Here is a 17,788-nt window from a genome sequence, read left to right as displayed (position 1 = left end):
TCTTTGTTTATCAATCATAACGTAACTCTATAAAGTAATGTTAAATTCACTTCATTCATTGATACGTTTTGTATATTAATTATTTACCCTTTTTTTACAAAACTATGCTTAATTTATCCATTCAATTACATCTTCTTGTGGTTGACGTGTTTTAGGTTTTGTAGGATTCTCTTTTCTATAACCAAAAGCTACCATAACTGAAGGTGCAAACTGATTGCTATCAATGATCCCTTCATGTTCTAATAACTCAGTTACACCATCTAAATCGAAACCTTCCATTGGACAGGAATCAATATTCATTAATGCAGCTGCTGTCATCATATTACCTAATGCAATGTAGGTTTGTTTAGATGCCCAATCCAAAATTGTTCTAGCGTTATCATTAATATGAAAATGTGTTTGGAATTCCTGTACTTTATCTTCAAACATTGGAATGGTGCTCTCTTCATACTGCTTAATCCCTCTAATAAATGACTGTACATAATCAGACGTCGGTGTTACATTCTTACGAGCTAAAATTAGTACAAAATGACTGGAAGAATTAAGTTGTTTTTGTGCACCAGAACTATAAGGTATTAATTTTTCACGTAGCGTTTCGTTTTGAATCACAAGAAATCTCCAAGGCTCAAGACCTAACGAACTAGGAGATAATCGTCCTGCTTCAAGAATGGTATTGAATTCAGAATCACTTATCTTTTTTGTTGTATCGAATTCCTTAGTAGCAAATCTAAATTTAAACGCATCTATAATGGTATTTTGAATCTGATTGATAGTCATCCACTCCTCTATTAAAAACTTACTCAAATTATAAAATACAAACTATTTTAGCCAAAATAATTAGCTCAAAAGGATTCGCCTAATTCTAAGTTGTAATATTTCATTTTAAATGATATTTTATGTATATATTTTCACATTATACGAAACAAAAAACTCTTTTTAATTGATTTGTGAACTAATTCACAATATAATAGGGTTGTAAGTTATGTTAGAGATAACATTCAATGATGTTGTACCAAATCTCTTACTTTAACTTTAGTCTTACTTATTTATTAATTTTTAACTTTTTTATACAAAATGAAATGGGGTTATTTTAATGACAAAAATTATGTTTTTCGGAACTCGTGATTACGAAAAAAAAGACGCTTTAAATTGGGGTAAAGAACACAATGTAGAAGTTGTTACTTCTGAAGATATTTTAAGCGAAGACACAGTAGATCAATTAGAAGGTTTCGATGGCGTAACTACAATGCAATTCGGTAAATTAGCAGATTCTGTTTATCCTAAACTTGAAAAATATGGTATTAAACAAATCGCTCAACGTACTGCTGGTTTTGATATGTATGATTTAGATCTTGCAAAAAAACACAATATTGTAATTTCTAACGTACCAAGTTATTCACCTGAAACAATTGCTGAATACTCAGTATCAATCGCTTTACAATTAGTACGTAAATTCCCTGAAATTGAAAAACGCGTTCAAGAACATAATTTCAAATGGGCTGCACCTATCATGTCTACACCTGTTAAAAACATGACTGTTGCAATTATCGGTACAGGCCGTATTGGTGCTGCAACTGGTAAAATTTATGCTGGTTTTGGTGCAAAAGTAGTAGGCTATGATGCATATCCAAACAACTCATTAGATTTCTTAGAATATAAAGATTCAGTTGAGGAAGCAATTGCCGATGCTGATATCATTTCTTTACATGTACCTGCTAATAAAGAAAGCTTCCACTTATTCGATGCTGACATGTTTAGCAAAGTGAAAAAAGGTGCTGTGTTAGTCAACGCCGCTCGTGGTGCTGTTATTGATACACCAGCTTTAATTAATGCTGTAAATGACGGTACTTTATATGGTGCTGCCATTGACACATATGAAAATGAAGCTGATTACTTCACATATGACTGGACAGGTAAAGAAATTGAAGATAAAACTTTACTTGAATTAATTGAAAACGAAAATATCTTAGTGACACCTCATATTGCTTTCTTCTCAGATGAAGCAGTTAGAAATTTAGTTGAAGGTGGATTAAATGCTGCATTATCTGTCATCAACACAGGTAAATGTGACACTCAATTAAACTAAGATTTGATATATAAAAATGCCTGGGACAACTTATGATGTCCCAGGCATTTTTATGTGTTGGCAGTTGACCACTGAATGAGATGATGTATTATTCTGTCTCACTTTTTAATACTTTTTCTTCTATCATTTGAAGTACCCCTTGTTCATCGTTACTTGGCGCTACAAATTTTGCGATATCAAATAATGATTGATCATGACTATTTGCCATAACATAACTATGCTCTGCAAATTCTAGCATATCTTTATCATTGTTAGCATCACCGAATGCCATTAATTCTGATGGTGACATGTCCCATTTTTTTAACAAACGTTTTAATGCTTGGCCTTTTGTCATATTAGGCATAATAATATCGATACTATCATGGCCACTTGAAACCAGTTTAATTTCTTCTTTAAACTTTGTTTCTAAATCTGTATCCAAAGTGGGATGTGTCTCACGATTAATATTTAATGCAATCTTCACATATTCATCATTAGGTAAAGGTTGAAATGTATCTATTTCTTCTAATTGACGATAATAAAAATGAGCATCCTTTTTAAAGGCTTCAGATGTATTTTTTAAAATATATGCACTTTTAAGTCCACATACAATGAATTCGTCGATGTGTTGATCAAGATGGATATAATTCACTACTTTTTCATATATAGTTTGATCAAAACTACGGTAATTATACAATTGATTGCCATGATAAATCACTGCACCATTCTCAGAAATGAAATACATATCTCGCTCTCCAAAAATAGACTTTAACTTTGCATATTGATTACCACTGGCTGCAATAAATTCAATATGTTTTCGTTTTAATTCTTGATAAATTGTCTCAAATCGCACTTTGTCATATGCTTTATTTGTATCTAAAAATGTCCCATCCATATCTACTGCAATGGCTCTAATCATGAGTGGTTTCCCCCTTACAATACTTTTCATCGTCCATTATATCCACCTTATGATTGGGATTGAAGTCAGTACTTGAAGAGTGAAACTATATTCACATTTAGAAATTACATCCAAAGAATAAAATTTTATGCATAAAAACCGCTCATCAATGAAAAGATGAACGGTCAAGTAAAGTATTTATTTAATTTGTTTAGCTACGAAAATTTTTCTTTTTTCCCAAACGCCTGTTTGTTGATTATAATTATCACACGTGATTAATGTCAGTTGATTGGTTTCCCCTTCATGTTCATCTAATACTTGAACATCTTCAGGGTTTACATCTCGGATGCTTGTCATTTTATATTCTCGTGTTTCATCTCCAACTTTAAAATAAACTTTGCTGCCTTTTTTTGCTGCTTTTAAATTTGTAAATTGGTAATGTGGACGATCAGTAAACGTATGTCCTGCAATAGAAATATTTTGATCATCAAGTGATTCATCACCTTCTGCAAAACTTACACCTCTATTAAGTTGTTCAAGTGTCGCAGGACCTGGGTAAACAGGTTCTTTGATTTCCGCATCGGGTACACTGATATACCCTGCCATTTTCGATTTATCTTTTGGAATCGTAGGTCTTTCTTTTGATGTATGGCTTTTATCATTTTTATCGTATTGTTCTACTTTATCGTTATTATCTTTTTGATGTAAGTAATTATCAATATATGGTTTCGCAAATAAATATACTGCTACTAATATCAAAATCACACCAATCATGGTCATGAGTCGATTTGTCCAATTCTTCACTAAGTAGTACTCCTTTAATTTTAAAATTCTTAATTCATAGTATACCATTTATTTTTCTAAATAAAATGTTAGATTATATGACATATATTTGATTTAATTTCGTGCAAGTGCTTAAATTAATAATAAATACTATAAGTAGGTGCTTACCATAATTAGAGAAGCTGAACGTAAAGATTTACCTGATATATTAAATATTTATAATGATGCTATATTGAATACAACGGCTGTATATACTTATCATCCACAAAATCTTAATGAACGAGAAGTATGGTTCGAAACAAAAGTGCTTGCAAACGAACCTATATTTGTATTTGAAATAGATAATAAAGTAGCTGGGTTTGCCACATATGGACAATTTAGACATTGGCCCGCCTATTTATATTCTATTGAGCATTCTATATATGTAAATAAAGACTATCGTAGAAGAGGCGTGGCATCACGTTTACTCGAACATTTAATTGATGATGCTAAACACCGCCAGTATCGTACTATAGTTGCAGGTATAGATACATCAAATGAAGCAAGTATTAAACTTCATGAAACATTCAATTTTAAACATGCTGGTACGATTGAAAACGTAGGCTATAAATTTGAACGTTGGCTTGATTTAGCTTTCTATCAATACGATTTAAAAACGGATAAATAATTCAAAAAAAAATCGAGACCCTGTTATTCAAATAACTGTCTCGACTTTTTTGTTTATTTTTCATCTCTAAGTCTATCTATTTTTTTTTGCTTTCTATTTTCAAGCATAAAACGCATATAGTAAAAAAGAAATACAAACATTATACTCATAGACATTGATTGAAGTAAAAGATTCTCCCAAGTTCCTTCGATCGTCCATACACGTGTTAACGTTGTATTAATGATGAAGGCTAAAAATAAGATATATAATCTAAGCATATCATCATCCCCTTTTAAGTTATTTTATATTCAAAAGTGAAATATTGCAATTACTTTTTTAAATTTTCTGATAATTAAAGCCGTAAAAAAACCACTCTTGAATATGTTGTCATCCAAGAGTGGTTTAGAATTTTAAATATTATGAAAAACTATTGACTGGGTCTTCTGCATTACCAAAGATTTTTTGTTTAATGGCTTCTCCTGTTGGTGTACCTGCTAAACCACCTAGGCCAGTTTCTCTAAGTTGTGCTGGTAAGTTTCGCCCTACTTTGTTCATCGCTTCGATGACTTCATCGACTGGAATTCTACTTTTCACACCAGCTAATGCTAAGTCTGCTGAAATCAATGCATTTCCTGAACCAATGGCATTACGCATGACGCATGGAATTTCAACAAGTCCAGCCACTGGGTCACACACAAGGCCTAATAAGTTACTAATAGCTAATGCCATCGCATGACCCGAAGCTTCTGGTTCACCACCAAAGACAGATACTGCAGCAGCTGCTGCCATAGCTGAAGCTGAACCTACTTCTGCTTGACAACCTCCCGTTGCTCCAGCAACACTCGCATTATTTGCAACTACACGTCCAAATAATGATGAAACAAATAGGAAATCAACCATTTGATCTTCTGTTAAACCATGTGTTTTTTCTAATTTAAATAATACGCCCGGAATCGTACCGGAGGACCCAGCTGTCGGCGTCGCGCAAATAATACCCATTGCCGCATTCACTTCATTTGTTGCTACAGCACCTTTAACAGCATCCATCATTTCATAGCCTGATAAAGCATGATGATTTTCGTTGTAATCACGAATTTTAGCTGCATCATGTCCCGTATAACCTGTGACACTTTCAACCCCATCTCCTGTAGTTCCTTTAACTACAGCATCACGCATGACTTGTAAATTTTGTTTCATTAAATCTCTAACTTCATCACGAGACTGACCTGATAATTCCATTTCTTCTTGAATCATAATATCCGCAAATGACATATTGTTTTCAACAGCATAATCTATAGTTTCTCTAATTGAATCGAACATTTTAATCCTCCTCTATTTAATATAGGATATATTTAAGTGATTATATTTTTCTTTAATTTGATTTAATGTTGATTCTTTGATTGCTTTTGTTAACGGTAAAACAACTAAACTATTATTATCATCTGTATCAACCAATTCTTCGTCAATACTTACACCAAGTTCGTTTACTTCATTTAAGAAATGATTCACTTCCGCCTTATTTTTAGATCCATCCATGACTAAAATGGGTAAGCCATGATTAAAGTTAACATCTATGCCTTCAACACTAATTCTTTTTAATTTAATGGTACCGCCACCTATAGAGTTACCAATCACTTCAATATGACGTCCATTTGCTTCAGCAATTAAATAGGCACAGTTTGGATGTTCTCCAATGCTTTCGCCATCTTCTTCAATAATATCAACATGAATACCTAAATCTTTAGCAATAGTTAATGAATCTTTAATTCGACTATCGAACGTACTATAACCCATTGCACCACCTACAATTGCTAAATCTGTACCATGCCCTTGGTGTGTTTTTGCGAATGATTCATAATAATGGATTGCTAATGTTTCTGGTTTAATGCCTCCTAGTACATTAAAAGCAGCATTCCCTATTTTTACTGCTCCAGCTGTATGAGAACTTGAAGGTCCCATCATTACTGGTCCAATAATATCAAATGCACTTTGATAGTCATAACTTTTTTTAATAGCCATTCTTAAACACTCTCCTTAGGTTGTTTTTGTTTAGATGGTAATTTGATAGATAAATCCATGAGATTGAATTTTTTAATCAATGTACTGATAATGAACGCCAAAATGATACTTGAAATTGCTACAGCAATGATTGTAATTACTGCTTTCATAGGTGTATTAAAGCCAAACAATACAATCGCACCAGCAATTGGTGTAGCCATACCTTTTACATTTATTACTAGTCCACTAAATGTTACAATACATGCATTTACTATACCAATCAAGGCATTTGTTCCATATAATTGTAATGGATATTTAGCAATTAAATCAATTTGAGTGAGCGGTTCAACAAAAACTGCAAATGCTTTAGATGGACCACCAATATTTAATCTACTAAACATAACGTAGTTAACAAATGAAGCACCTGTACAAGTTAATGCACCAATTGCCATTGGTACACCTGTTAAACCTAATAAGCTTGTCAGTACCATTGAACTTAATGGTGTCATACCTGTAACTGGAATTACTAATCCGAGTATCACTGCTAAAGCGTATGGATGACTATCTCCTACAGCAGTAATTGCGCCGCCAATTTGTTGCAATACAGCCATTACGCCTGGGCTAATTATTGTTGCTAAGCCAAATGCAACAGCTGGGGCAATTAAAATAACTGTAATTAAGTCTAAACCTTCTGGTACTTTCTTCTCAATAATTTTAATACCAAATGAGATAACATACGCTGCAATAAATGCTGGTAATAATTTAAAATCATGTAATACTAAACCAACAATAACTGCAAATACTGGTGAAATACCTAAGTTAATACATGTCAAAATTCCTACTGCAACGCCAGCTAAACTTCCCGCTAAATCTCCAATCACTTGAAAGAAGTGAATATGGAAAACGCCACCTATCGCATAACTTAGGAATGCTTGCGGTAAGAAAGTCGCACACGCTGCTCCCGACAGTGCTTGTAATCCTTGTTTCCCATATGGTGCAAAGTTTAAGAAAAGTGTCATTACAATTAATACTAATACAAGTGTTCCAACACCTAAAATAATATTCATTTCCCGTTAACCTCTTTCTCTCTAATTTCCTAGCCAATGTCATAGTACACCCGTCAGAAAACGTTTTCAATACCTAATATGATAAATCTAAAATTTATTTGTGAAATAATTCACATTTTAAGTACTTTAACGAATTTAATTTTTATATAAAAAAATTAGACGCAAAATATTAATTTTGTTCATAAAAAAACAGTAGAAATGAGAAATGTACTCACTTCTACTGAAAAAGATGTTTATAAATACACTCAATTATAATTCATCTTTTAGTAATATGAATGTTCACCACTTGATTGAATTTTATCAATTATTTATTGCTTCCTTACTCACTCTGTTTCTTAACGAAGGCGGATTTCTTATACACACAAGCATACTTAACGATATCGTTTTACGATTCTAAAACGTTAGAATACGTTGTTATATTTTGTGTATCGATGAGTGTATACATGATATAAAATAAATCATGAAAAGCATTGGGAAAAAGTTGAGAGGATAGAAATGGCGTTTCTAAATATGCATACTTATTATAAATTGTACGAATGTATAAATAGTATTCTAGTAATAATCGTTTAAATAATAAATTTAGGAAAAGATTCATAGAGGGTTTTAAATCATTGGAATTTAAATAAAGCGTCTCAATCATATTTACGTGTGATAGTTGATCAATGAAATGGGTCTCGTTCATAACTATCACTCCTTTCCATACTTAACAGATAGTGTTATTTGGAATGAGGAATTTATATATATTATTTAATATCTACATTAGGTTTTTGTCAATAAATTTTTTATAAAATATAATATATTAATTATAACAAAGCATATTAATGGGAATTTACTATTAAAAAAGTAGAGACACAAAAACGATGTCTGTCCCTACTTTGTCATCTGATTCTTCGAGTTTCTTTCTAAATAATCATGTGCGAAACGCTTTAAGTCTTTAATAACGCTTCTGTAAGTTGATGTGTATGTTGATAGATTTGTTTATAAATATTGTAATAAGATTCATATTGTTGATGTCGTTGCAAATTAGGTTCATATATATGTTCAACGTCTATAAATTGTGCTACACAGTCATCAAAAGAATCAAACCATTGTAACCCATACGCTGCAATCATTGCTGCCCCCATACTTGGTCCTTCTTCATACTTCAATTTACGTATAGATGCATTAAAAATATCAGCTTGCATTTGAAGCCAAAATTCACTTTTTGCGCCTCCACCAATTGAAGTAATATGTGTAATTTCTTTTCCCGCTTCTCGCATCAATTGAATTGAATCATACAAAGAAAAAGTAATACCCTCTAATACCGCTCGTGCAAAGTCTGATTTAGAATGGTTACCGCTAATGCCAATGAAACTCCCTCGAATAAATGCATCACCATGGGGTGTACGCTCACCAGCTAGGTAAGGCGCAAATAATAAACGATTTGCACCTATTGAAGAGGTACTCGCTTGTTTCACAATTTCATCAAACGTATCGTTATCAAAAAATGTTCTCTTTAACCAATTAAGACTATATCCTGCAGCCAACGTTACTCCCATTGCATAATATGTATTTGGAACACTATGATCAAAAAAATGGATATTATTTTTATAGTTCGTTTGATTACTTTTTTCTACGTTGACGATTACACCAGAAGTACCAATACTACATAATGTATCATTATCATTGATTATACCTGCACCAATTGCACCACAGGCATTATCTCCGCCCCCAGCAAATACTTTTACTGGAGATGTAAAACCAAGTTCACTCGCTAAGGGTTCTTGAATAGTTCCAACTTCGTCTGTAGATTTCACAAGTGATGGATAAACATCTCCTATATCAAATGTATCTCCAACGTCTTTTGACCAATCATGCGTTTCTGGACTAAGAAGGAGCGTACTTGCAGCGTCAGAATATTCCATGTGAATCTTACCCGTTAAACAATAACGTATATAATCTTTAGGAAGAACGAACACATCTACTTTCTTCCATAATTCAGGTTCATGAGTACTTACCCACATCATCTTAGGAAGTGTAAAACCCTCAAGAATCGGATTTCCATTTAATCGTTCTCCATAAACCGATCTAATTTGCTTACATTGTTCTGAATTACGTGTATCATTCCAAAGGATAGCGTGTCGTACAGGATAACCTTCTTTATCTAAGGCTACTAGCCCATGCATTTGACCTGAGAATGAGATCCCCTTCACTTTATACGATTTCATTTCATCAGAATGATTTAACTGATATATGCCTGTTTTAACTGCATTAAACCATTCCTTTGTATCTTGTTCGCTATATCCAGGTTGGGATTGTATTAAATTTAAAGGCACACTTGTTGAAGTAATCACATGGCCTGTTTGATTTACCGCAATAATTTTAACTGCGCTCGTTCCAAGATCAATACCTAATACTGCTTCTTTCATACGACTCACCCTTTATATCACTACTCATATCATTATATTAATGACAATTTATTATTTTTATATTTTCTATTGTAAATAAATTAAATTTAGCTATCTATGTATTTATGATAGCGTTTTAAATAATTATTTCAATACTTATTTTGAGTAAATAAAAAAAGGACAAAAACCGAATTGATTTTTGTCCTTTTTTATTATCTGTTTCCTACATCATGCCCAATTTCCACTGTTCTATCATTCTTATTATAAACGGCCCCTTGAATACTACCAAAGTTAGGATCGTTACGTTTTTCTTCTACACCGAAACCTAGACTTTTGAAAATATTGACATCGTTATCATCCATAGCATTTTCATAGAAGATTGTTCCACCATCATTATAAAAACGTGGCTTATTAATAGATTCTTGCAACGTACCATTTCCTCTTAAATAGTCTACAATGACTTCATTAAGAATCGTTGGAATTTTATTTCCTCCTGGCGTACCAATACCCATATAGAAGTCGGGTCCAACAATAATAGTAGGTGACGTATAAGAACGTGGTGCTTTATGTTTCTCACCATAGTTTGGACTGCTTGGATCTGTTGAAAAGTTTGTTAGTGAGTTATTCATGTAAAAACCTTCTTTAACATATTTACCTGTTCCAAAGAAGCTTGATAATGTATTTGTAGTACTTGCTAATTTACCGTTCTTATCAATCACTACAAAGTGCGTTGTACTTGTATTATCAATACGTTGTGTATTGAAGTCGCTACCTTGTTCGTCAAAATTGATACTATTAATCTTATCTAGTAAATAATCTTGAGACAAGTAAGTATTGCTACTAGATTCTTTACCGTTAACAATATCTCGATTTCGATACATAATATCACGAGATTTAACAATCCCTTTAATATAATCTGTACGATCATTTGCAGAATTTACACTTTCATCAATCTTCAAACCTTGTTCCATTAAGATCCCACCTAATGGGTTAGATGCAGCATAAACAGTATTGTTTAAATATTTTGTACTAATAGGTTTCTTTTCTTCTGTTTTTACTTGTTTAAAGTCGTCTTCAGTGAGTTGATTTTTTAATTGTTTAGATAAACTTTTTCCAATATGATTATAAAAATAATCCGGTCCTTTATCTCGAATTTTCTTTAAAGTATTTGCTAAAGCAGATTGTTTTACAATTGCCCCTTCACGAACTGTGCGCTTACCTTTAAAGAAGGGAGAGTGTCGATCAATATCAGAACCAAATAATTTCAAGCTACGTTCTAACTCTGAATCTACTTCAAAACCATCTTCAGCTAATGGAATAACATAGTTTAAGATTTCTTTCTCATCCATTTTGCCTTCTTTTTCATGCATATCATGTAAACCGCGTACAAAACCTGGTGTTCCTATTTTATCTCCTTTTTTGTAATTAAATGAAGATACTGTTTTATATTCATACATGCGTGGTTCTTCACCATTTTTACCATCGTATGTCAGTGTAGCACCCCCACCACCTAATCCAGATGAATGAGGTTCTGTTACTGCAAGTGCGTAAGCGACACCTTCAGCTGCGTCAACTGCATTACCGCCATCCTCAATAATTTTATTACCTACACTTGTTGCGATAGCATTATTTGAAGCGACACCATACGTTTTTTGCTCATCAGATGTTGCTGATTTACGGTTAGCAATCTTGTTTTCATATAACTCATCTTTATCGGGTTTATCTTCTTTATTAAAAAAATAAAATGTAAATGAGATTAAAATTGTAATCACTAAAATGACTAATAGTGTCACTTTGTTATAGATATTCATACTACTTGGCCCCTTTAGATAAATATTGCTCCGTGGCTTTATTTAATTCTTTTTTTTCGTAATTATCGAGACCTTCATTTGCTCTAGAAAACGTAACCATTAATAAAATAGTAATAATAATAAGTGTCGTAACAATAGGCAACCAATGTTGTTTAATATTCAAAAGAATACCCCCCATTCTTTTCTTTCAGATGAATTGTTTTATCTTTAATATTATTGTAATAACGTTGTGATTCCATACTACTCATATGATCTTTTGTTAATTTTCCATCTGCAGAGCGAACAGGTGTAATTTGAAATTGATGATGCTGACCATTCCAATCATGTTGAACAACTATACTTTTTTTATTTTTTGATAGAAAATCATTCGACGTTAAATTTCCCAAACTATAAAAAATACTAGCCTGTTTATACTTCTCAATACGTTGTATAACTGTATTATGGCCAATGATTACATCTGCACCTGCATCAACTAATGCATGAGCATAAGCTTTTTGGCGATCTGTTACATTACGTTCGTTAGGAATACCCCAATCTACGTTCACAACTACAAGATCATTGTTTTCCTTTAAGTTTTTAATTAATGGCACAAAAATTTTGGGATCTAAGCTAATAGATGTCGTATTTTTTAAAGGATCTTCATAATACGATTCGATATCTGTGAACGAAACATTAGCGACTTTTTTATTTTTAACTTTTTGTTGCACTGTTTTACTATTAATTGGATTCGAACCATTTCCAGTTAAAAAATTATAATCTGTTTGTGCTTCAACTTTTTTGGATAAATCTTGAGCTTGTACATTATCTATAGTGCTATTAATTAAATTAATACTTTTAATATTTTGTTTTTTTAAAAACATAACGTTTTCTATGTTTTTATTTATATTTTCTTTAGGTTTTTTAGAAAATTGACTCACATATAAAGAAGCTGTGGAAAAATCACTTTGTTGTAATGGCTCTCTTAAACTTTTAAAAACATCATTTAAATTGACTTTTCTGATGTCATTATTCAAAGTGATATTTCCTAAATATGTATTTCTAATACTATTACCCGAATGTGGCATCGCCTCTACAGGTTCAACTTTAACAGCTCGAATAGCAAAAATTAGAAGTACTACTGTGATAACTAAGACAATAAACGTATACAAAAAGTTTCTACGTTTATGTCGTTTCGATTGCTTAAGTAACCATTCGCTCGCTGATAATCGTTTTTTCTTTTTCATTATTATGCGCTCCTCGCTCGCGATTAATTAATAAAGCTATATAAGAACAAGATGACATAAGTTATACATGTTAATAACATTGTCGTAGCTAATGTTATTACAACACCTTGTTTTTGAATGGTATTGGCAATAATACCAGGAATAACAACTCCGATACCTGAAATCTCCACAACTTCAAATGGAGTGAGTGGATAAATTAAATCAAAAATAAACTTTAGAACCATACCAGTCAAAATCATTGCTGCAAATTTACGTCTACCATAAAGAATGACCCATCTACTAATACCAAACGTAACAATAAAATAAGTGAGACAACTAATGACCAACACAGATAGTAACATAATGGGTTGATCAAAAATAAGGGCTAAATAACCAGGTACCACAAGACCTGCGGGATTAATCCCAAATTTTTCTGCAAAAATTAAACTTAATACAATACCAACAAATAGGGAAAAGTATAACTCCGAACCTATCATTTTATTCTATCCCTTCTATAAATTCTGCTATTTTTCCACCTGGACCATGAATATTTCCAACACAAAATATGAGTGCTTGCTGTGATTCACTAAGAATCACTTTTTCTATGTCTGAAAAATCATGATTTTCAAGATTTATGTATGTCTTTTCAGGTAGCCGTTGCATTACATCTGTAACCATTTGCGTGCTTTTTCCTGTGCAAATTAAGGTATCGAATTCGACGTCCTCAATAAAATTCTCAACGAACTGTCGTGTACGATCCACCCTGTCAGAACGACAGTTAAGAATCACTACTTTTTTTGTATAAGGATAATCGTATGATTCCACTTTATTTAATATCGCTTTCGTAGACTGGGGCTCATTAGCAGCAAACGCATTAACAAATACATTTTTTGTGTTATTTGCATTAAAATATTTAATTTCAACCGCTCCAGGATCAGGAGGTGCATTTAACATTCCGCGCAGCGCAACGTCTTTTTCAACTCCTACAGCTTGAGCTACACCTAAAGCGATGGCTACATTATCAGGAAATACTAAATAATTAAATTTCCTTAAGTATGATTCAGGTATATCATTTTTATCTACAACAATAAGTTCAGTTTTACGTTTTTTAGCTTCTTTAGCAAAAAAGTCTGTAAAATCATCCTTCATGACTACTAATTTTCCATTTCGGGGAATCGTTGCAGTAAATGCTTGAGCAATATCTTGAAGTGTCGGCCCTAATACGTCCATATGGTCTTCCATAACATTGACAATGACACCAATATTCGCTTTTACTAAATCTTCTTGAAAGACAATTTGATAATCTGGATTAACCGCCATACATTCATTAACAAGCGCATTGGCTTTTTGCTTAACTACTTTTTGCACAATGTCTCTTTGTTCTCCTATGTTGGCGCCTTGCGGTTTTCTAAGGACAGGATATTCTTTCTCTGTAAACCAATATAACATTCTGGCATCAGTGCCTGTTGTTTTACCAATAACATGATATTGATCTTCTCGTAAAATACTATAAATCATTCTTGTAATAGTTGATTTACCACGAATACCATTAATATTTATTCGTAGAGGAATCTTATTTAAACGGTGTGTATGTCGCTTTTTCTCTCTAATTCCTAGAAATAATATCAAAGCGATACAAAGAATAATGAGAATCAAACTGAAGTCCCTCACTTTAAACATATTTTGTCTTTCATTTAATATTATCTTAATTAATGCGTTAAACACTTTAATAAGGGTATGCTATCATCTTAATATTTAGTCAGTTTTAAAAATGTAAATATTAAGTTAAGGATAGTATAAAATTATAAAAAAGTTAACAGAATATAAATATTTTTCCAGCCAAATTATTGATTATTTCAAATTAATATCAACAAATTTAATTGTCTTAAATTTATTAATAGTAAATTGATAAATATTTACTTCTTATTTACATTTACTTAAAACTCTCATGTTAATTTATAAGTAAACATTGCTATGACTCTAGGAGGACATAAATGGATAAATCTATGGCTAAACCTGTTAAAGTTGCAGTTGGCATTTATCTTGCTTTAGTTTTACTGGCTTGTTCTAGTTATCTCATCTTTATTTTGATTGGCAGTCTACAAGGAAATGACATGAGTCATTCTGTCCTAGATACTGACCCTCGTTATATCAACGATCGTTCTCAATCTTCTAACGAGACAATCAATAAAAATGAATCACCACATTCGACTTCAAACTTTACTGAAATTAAAAAAGAAGATGCTCTACCTTCACATAAAAATACTATTAATACTCAATATAAAGAAACAGATACTCACTCTAAAGAATAATACAAGTTAGTATCTGTTTTTATATTTATATAAAAATTGTAATATCGTTTATCATCAATATCATTTATAGATGTTTCATTCATTATTTTAGTGCTTTTAAAAATAACACTAACGTTCAAACTAGTATTTAATCTTTTCCCATTATATTTTTCAGTTGTATAAAGAACTTTTGACGTTCTGGTAATGGGAAAATAGGATAAATATGGAATAAGTTATACCCTGGTGTAAAATCATGTTCAATCCCTTTATCATTTAGCATTTCAGAGAGCTTTAATGCATCTGGATATAGCGTTTCCTTTGTTCCTATAAAAATAGATATACGACCAAGATTTTCTAAATCTCCATTAATGGGTGAGATTTTATAGTCTTCTATTGGCGTATCACCAGACCATAATTGTATGAAATATTTACTTCCTTCAATTCCTAACATAGGATCTATTTTTTCATATTTTTTAGCTTCAGGATTGCTAAATGTTGCATCAAGAACTGGAGAAAGCATCACAATATGTCCTGGTTGTGGTAATTGTGTTTCTTTTTTAAGATATTGTGCAAATGATAAAGCAATTTGACCACCTGCTGAATCTCCCATTATCGTCATATGTTGTGGATTTTCTACTTCTAATATTTCTTTTTGATAAATATTTTTTAGTAATTCAAACGTTGTTCGATAATCTCTATGAGGTACTTTAGGATAAACAGGCATAATCACTCGTGCATCCAATTCTCCTGAAAGTTGATCAATAAAATCAAAATGATTCTCTAATGGATCTTGGAACCAAGCACCACCATGAATGTAAAGCACAACATCTTGATGAGGTTCTCTTTTATCATTAACAATATATGTGACAGACCCATTAATACTTCTAGTATGCGCACGATGTTTAAATTCATAATCTGTCCCATCATATTTACCAGCTGTTAAAGGTTTGACTTCCTCTAATGCTTTTTTAGCATCATTCACATTTTCAAATGTTTTCTTCATTCCAGACATACGAATATATTTTTCAGTAATAAAGCTTTGATAACTGCGTTTTTCTTTTACTTTAATGTAAGCTAAAGTTCCAAGAATTGCAGATGTCGCTACGGTTAACAATCGTTTTTTCATCTTTTAACCTCCTATACTCTATATTATTATATACCTCAAAGTCGTTATATTTTAGTAAATAGCTTATTCAACGTTTAAAGATTTAAAAAAATAGTGATACGTGCTATTCTAAATATAATTATCTGAATTTTCATTTTTAGAAGGTAGGTTATGCTGAATGAAAAGAAATAAAATTGTGCTTATTGGTAGTGGATTTGTAGGTTCTGCGTTTGCACATGCAGTTGTAGATAAAGGACTAGTCGATGAGCTAGCTATTATTGATATTGATGAAGATAAAGCAAAAGCAGATGTGTGGGATTTAAACCATGCTACACCTTTTGGAGATAAGTTTGTAGATGTACATCTTGGTTCTTATAGTGATTGTAGTGATGCTGATATCGTCGTCATTTGTGCAAGTGCAAAATTAGATAAAGGCGATACACGTTTAAAATTATTAGAAGATAATGTAAATATCTTTGTGCCTATGATTCAAAAAGTTATTGCTCATGGTTTCGATGGTTATTTTGTACTTCCATCTAATCCGGTCGATATAATGAGTTATGTCATAAAACGTGTGTCTCAATTTCCTAAGAATAAAATTATTGGATCAGGCACTTCATTAGATACAGCCCGCTTCGAATTTTTCTTAAGTCGCACATTTGATGTGGCACCACAAAATGTTTATGCACCTGTTATTGGCGAACATGGTGATTCTCAAGTAGCTGTTTGGTCTCATGCTCAAATTGCCGGTGAACCTGTCCTTGCTTTACTGAATAAAGGCGTAGATCAAACCACGTTCAAACAATCTATCGCTTCGCAAACCACTCAAGTGGGATATGATATTTACGTTCGAAAAGGTACTACAAACTTTGGCATATCATTAAGTTTAATACGTATTGTAGAAGCCATTTTATTTAATAAAAATGTGATTATGAATGTTTCAAGTTATCTTGAAGGTGAATATGGATTAAATGACCTTTATATTGGAACGCCAACTGTTATTAACGGTAATGGTGCTGATCGTGTCATTGAATTGAAATTAGAAGAAGATGAACTTACTCGTTTCAAACAATCAAGTCATATTATTTTAGAGCATCAACAACGTGCCGATGCTATCATTAAATCAATTTTAAATAACTAGTAAAAAAGAGCCTAAACACAACAATTCATTTATCGTGTTTAGGCTTTTTTAACTTATTTTAAACTCTCATGCATTAAACTTAATTGATGCTCAAAATCTTGCATATCGATAAAACGCGCTTGTCGATGCATTTCTTTACCGTCCAAAAATATTAAATCCACTGGAACAGTGAATATAGATAGTTCTCCCGCAATAGCTTCTACATTAGATTGATTGATAACAGCAAAATGTACTTTAGAATAATCATTGACGATATCTTCAATTTGTGGCAATACCGCATGACATACTGAACAATGATTCCGCATAACATGAATCACTACTAATCGATGCGTTTGAATAAATTGATGAAATTGTTCTATACTTTCAATATTTTTAGTCATATTTTCACCTACTT

At 32.1% G+C, this 17,788-nt stretch carries 20 protein-coding genes; 4 read left to right on the top strand and 16 right to left on the bottom strand.

Annotated elements, in window-relative coordinates:
• Positions 1–108: 108 nt before the first annotated feature.
• On the bottom strand, positions 109–777 hold the full coding sequence (locus HMPREF3046_RS03625; RefSeq protein WP_083316363.1) for an NAD(P)H-dependent oxidoreductase: 669 nt from the start codon (positions 775–777) through the stop codon (positions 109–111).
• A gap of 316 nt (positions 778–1,093) precedes the next feature.
• Between HMPREF3046_RS03625 and HMPREF3046_RS03620 the strand changes: the two genes are divergently transcribed.
• Positions 1,094–2,086: a D-lactate dehydrogenase gene (locus tag HMPREF3046_RS03620; protein ID WP_070716513.1), complete on the top strand. Its 993-nt coding sequence runs from the start codon at positions 1,094–1,096 to the stop codon at positions 2,084–2,086.
• Positions 2,087–2,174: 88 nt separating this feature from the next.
• On the opposite strand, the gene HMPREF3046_RS03615 is transcribed toward HMPREF3046_RS03620, so the two are convergent.
• Complete coding sequence (locus HMPREF3046_RS03615; protein ID WP_070716510.1) at positions 2,175–2,984, bottom strand: Cof-type HAD-IIB family hydrolase; 810 nt, start codon at positions 2,982–2,984, stop codon at positions 2,175–2,177.
• 177 nt (positions 2,985–3,161) lie between these two features.
• Positions 3,162–3,767 carry a class A sortase SrtA gene (gene srtA / locus HMPREF3046_RS03610; RefSeq protein WP_070716508.1) on the bottom strand — a complete coding sequence of 202 codons (606 nt, stop codon included), beginning with the start codon at positions 3,765–3,767 and terminating at the stop codon, positions 3,162–3,164.
• A gap of 148 nt (positions 3,768–3,915) precedes the next feature.
• Here srtA and HMPREF3046_RS03605 point away from each other — a divergent pair, with 148 nt between their 5' ends.
• Positions 3,916–4,413 carry a GNAT family N-acetyltransferase gene (locus HMPREF3046_RS03605; RefSeq protein ID WP_070716624.1) on the top strand — a complete coding sequence of 166 codons (498 nt, stop codon included), beginning with the start codon at positions 3,916–3,918 and terminating at the stop codon, positions 4,411–4,413.
• 53 nt (positions 4,414–4,466) lie between these two features.
• On the opposite strand, the gene HMPREF3046_RS03600 is transcribed toward HMPREF3046_RS03605, so the two are convergent.
• From HMPREF3046_RS03600 to pgsB, 11 genes are all read right to left on the bottom strand, one after another.
• The gene (locus tag HMPREF3046_RS03600) at positions 4,467–4,670 is read right to left on the bottom strand and encodes a hypothetical protein (protein WP_070716505.1); all 204 of its coding nucleotides are present in this window, start codon (positions 4,668–4,670) and stop codon (positions 4,467–4,469) included.
• 139 nt (positions 4,671–4,809) lie between these two features.
• Positions 4,810–5,712 (bottom strand): L-serine ammonia-lyase, iron-sulfur-dependent, subunit alpha, encoded by a 903-nt coding sequence (sdaAA, locus tag HMPREF3046_RS03595; RefSeq protein ID WP_070716503.1) that lies wholly within the window; start codon positions 5,710–5,712, stop codon positions 4,810–4,812.
• Positions 5,713–5,724: 12 nt separating this feature from the next.
• The gene (locus HMPREF3046_RS03590) at positions 5,725–6,405 is read right to left on the bottom strand and encodes a serine dehydratase beta chain (RefSeq protein WP_242291122.1); all 681 of its coding nucleotides are present in this window, start codon (positions 6,403–6,405) and stop codon (positions 5,725–5,727) included.
• An 8-nt stretch (positions 6,406–6,413) separates the two neighbouring features.
• Positions 6,414–7,457: a PTS sugar transporter subunit IIC gene (locus HMPREF3046_RS03585; protein WP_070716500.1), complete on the bottom strand. Its 1,044-nt coding sequence runs from the start codon at positions 7,455–7,457 to the stop codon at positions 6,414–6,416.
• A gap of 385 nt (positions 7,458–7,842) precedes the next feature.
• Complete coding sequence (locus HMPREF3046_RS03580) at positions 7,843–8,139, bottom strand: sugar ABC transporter permease (protein ID WP_070716498.1); 297 nt, start codon at positions 8,137–8,139, stop codon at positions 7,843–7,845.
• Between the two features lie 244 nt (positions 8,140–8,383).
• Positions 8,384–9,865, bottom strand: coding sequence for a xylulokinase (gene xylB, locus HMPREF3046_RS03575; protein WP_070716496.1), 1,482 nt, complete (start codon positions 9,863–9,865; stop codon positions 8,384–8,386).
• Positions 9,866–10,056: 191 nt separating this feature from the next.
• Complete coding sequence (locus HMPREF3046_RS03570) at positions 10,057–11,655, bottom strand: gamma-glutamyltransferase (RefSeq protein ID WP_070716494.1); 1,599 nt, start codon at positions 11,653–11,655, stop codon at positions 10,057–10,059.
• Between the two features lies 1 nt (position 11,656).
• A complete protein-coding gene (locus HMPREF3046_RS11310) occupies positions 11,657–11,818 on the bottom strand; it encodes a hypothetical protein (RefSeq protein ID WP_176746065.1) in 162 nt (53 codons plus the stop codon).
• Positions 11,808–12,878 carry a CapA family protein gene (locus tag HMPREF3046_RS03565; protein WP_070716492.1) on the bottom strand — a complete coding sequence of 357 codons (1,071 nt, stop codon included), beginning with the start codon at positions 12,876–12,878 and terminating at the stop codon, positions 11,808–11,810. The genes HMPREF3046_RS11310 and HMPREF3046_RS03565 overlap by 11 nt, the downstream gene beginning before the upstream one ends.
• Positions 12,879–12,901: 23 nt before the next feature.
• Positions 12,902–13,354, bottom strand: coding sequence for a poly-gamma-glutamate biosynthesis protein PgsC (pgsC, locus tag HMPREF3046_RS03560; protein ID WP_070716489.1), 453 nt, complete (start codon positions 13,352–13,354; stop codon positions 12,902–12,904).
• Between the two features lies 1 nt (position 13,355).
• A complete protein-coding gene (pgsB, locus tag HMPREF3046_RS03555; protein WP_070716487.1) occupies positions 13,356–14,513 on the bottom strand; it encodes a poly-gamma-glutamate synthase PgsB in 1,158 nt (385 codons plus the stop codon).
• A gap of 338 nt (positions 14,514–14,851) precedes the next feature.
• On the opposite strand from pgsB, the gene HMPREF3046_RS03550 reads away from it, so the two are divergent.
• Positions 14,852–15,169, top strand: a complete 318-nt coding sequence (locus HMPREF3046_RS03550; protein ID WP_070716486.1) for a hypothetical protein — start codon at positions 14,852–14,854, stop codon at positions 15,167–15,169.
• Between the two features lie 127 nt (positions 15,170–15,296).
• Here the strand turns inward: HMPREF3046_RS03550 and HMPREF3046_RS03545 are convergent, their stop codons facing one another.
• A complete protein-coding gene (locus HMPREF3046_RS03545; protein WP_070716484.1) occupies positions 15,297–16,274 on the bottom strand; it encodes an alpha/beta hydrolase fold domain-containing protein in 978 nt (325 codons plus the stop codon).
• 157 nt (positions 16,275–16,431) lie between these two features.
• On the opposite strand from HMPREF3046_RS03545, the gene HMPREF3046_RS03540 reads away from it, so the two are divergent.
• The gene (locus tag HMPREF3046_RS03540; protein WP_070716482.1) at positions 16,432–17,394 is read left to right on the top strand and encodes an L-lactate dehydrogenase; all 963 of its coding nucleotides are present in this window, start codon (positions 16,432–16,434) and stop codon (positions 17,392–17,394) included.
• A 53-nt stretch (positions 17,395–17,447) separates the two neighbouring features.
• On the opposite strand, the gene HMPREF3046_RS03535 is transcribed toward HMPREF3046_RS03540, so the two are convergent.
• Complete coding sequence (locus HMPREF3046_RS03535) at positions 17,448–17,774, bottom strand: thioredoxin family protein (RefSeq protein WP_017175066.1); 327 nt, start codon at positions 17,772–17,774, stop codon at positions 17,448–17,450.
• Between the last annotated feature and the right edge of the window lie 14 nt (positions 17,775–17,788).

The organism is Staphylococcus sp. HMSC070D05 (genome assembly GCF_001815595.1).
GTDB classification, from domain to species: Bacteria; Bacillota; Bacilli; order Staphylococcales; family Staphylococcaceae; genus Staphylococcus; species Staphylococcus hominis.
Note: the sequence above shows the minus strand (reverse complement) of the source record. Positions and strands in the feature narration are given on the sequence as shown.

Coding starts and splice junctions, on each gene's coding strand:
- HMPREF3046_RS03535 (WP_017175066.1), bottom strand. CDS start 17,774: ATGACTAAAAATATTGAAAGTATAGAACAATTTCATCAATTTATTCAA.
- HMPREF3046_RS03600 (WP_070716505.1), bottom strand. CDS start 4,670: ATGCTTAGATTATATATCTTATTTTTAGCCTTCATCATTAATACAACG.
- HMPREF3046_RS03565 (WP_070716492.1), bottom strand. CDS start 12,878: ATGAAAAAGAAAAAACGATTATCAGCGAGCGAATGGTTACTTAAGCAA.
- HMPREF3046_RS03580 (WP_070716498.1), bottom strand. CDS start 8,139: ATGAACGAGACCCATTTCATTGATCAACTATCACACGTAAATATGATT.
- HMPREF3046_RS03545 (WP_070716484.1), bottom strand. CDS start 16,274: ATGAAAAAACGATTGTTAACCGTAGCGACATCTGCAATTCTTGGAACT.
- HMPREF3046_RS03585 (WP_070716500.1), bottom strand. CDS start 7,457: ATGAATATTATTTTAGGTGTTGGAACACTTGTATTAGTATTAATTGTA.
- sdaAA (WP_070716503.1), bottom strand. CDS start 5,712: ATGTTCGATTCAATTAGAGAAACTATAGATTATGCTGTTGAAAACAAT.
- pgsC (WP_070716489.1), bottom strand. CDS start 13,354: ATGATAGGTTCGGAGTTATACTTTTCCCTATTTGTTGGTATTGTATTA.
- HMPREF3046_RS03550 (WP_070716486.1), top strand. CDS start 14,852: ATGGATAAATCTATGGCTAAACCTGTTAAAGTTGCAGTTGGCATTTAT.
- xylB (WP_070716496.1), bottom strand. CDS start 9,865: ATGAAAGAAGCAGTATTAGGTATTGATCTTGGAACGAGCGCAGTTAAA.
- HMPREF3046_RS03625 (WP_083316363.1), bottom strand. CDS start 777: ATGACTATCAATCAGATTCAAAATACCATTATAGATGCGTTTAAATTT.
- HMPREF3046_RS03540 (WP_070716482.1), top strand. CDS start 16,432: ATGAAAAGAAATAAAATTGTGCTTATTGGTAGTGGATTTGTAGGTTCT.
- HMPREF3046_RS03570 (WP_070716494.1), bottom strand. CDS start 11,655: ATGAATATCTATAACAAAGTGACACTATTAGTCATTTTAGTGATTACA.
- HMPREF3046_RS03615 (WP_070716510.1), bottom strand. CDS start 2,984: ATGATTAGAGCCATTGCAGTAGATATGGATGGGACATTTTTAGATACA.
- HMPREF3046_RS03620 (WP_070716513.1), top strand. CDS start 1,094: ATGACAAAAATTATGTTTTTCGGAACTCGTGATTACGAAAAAAAAGAC.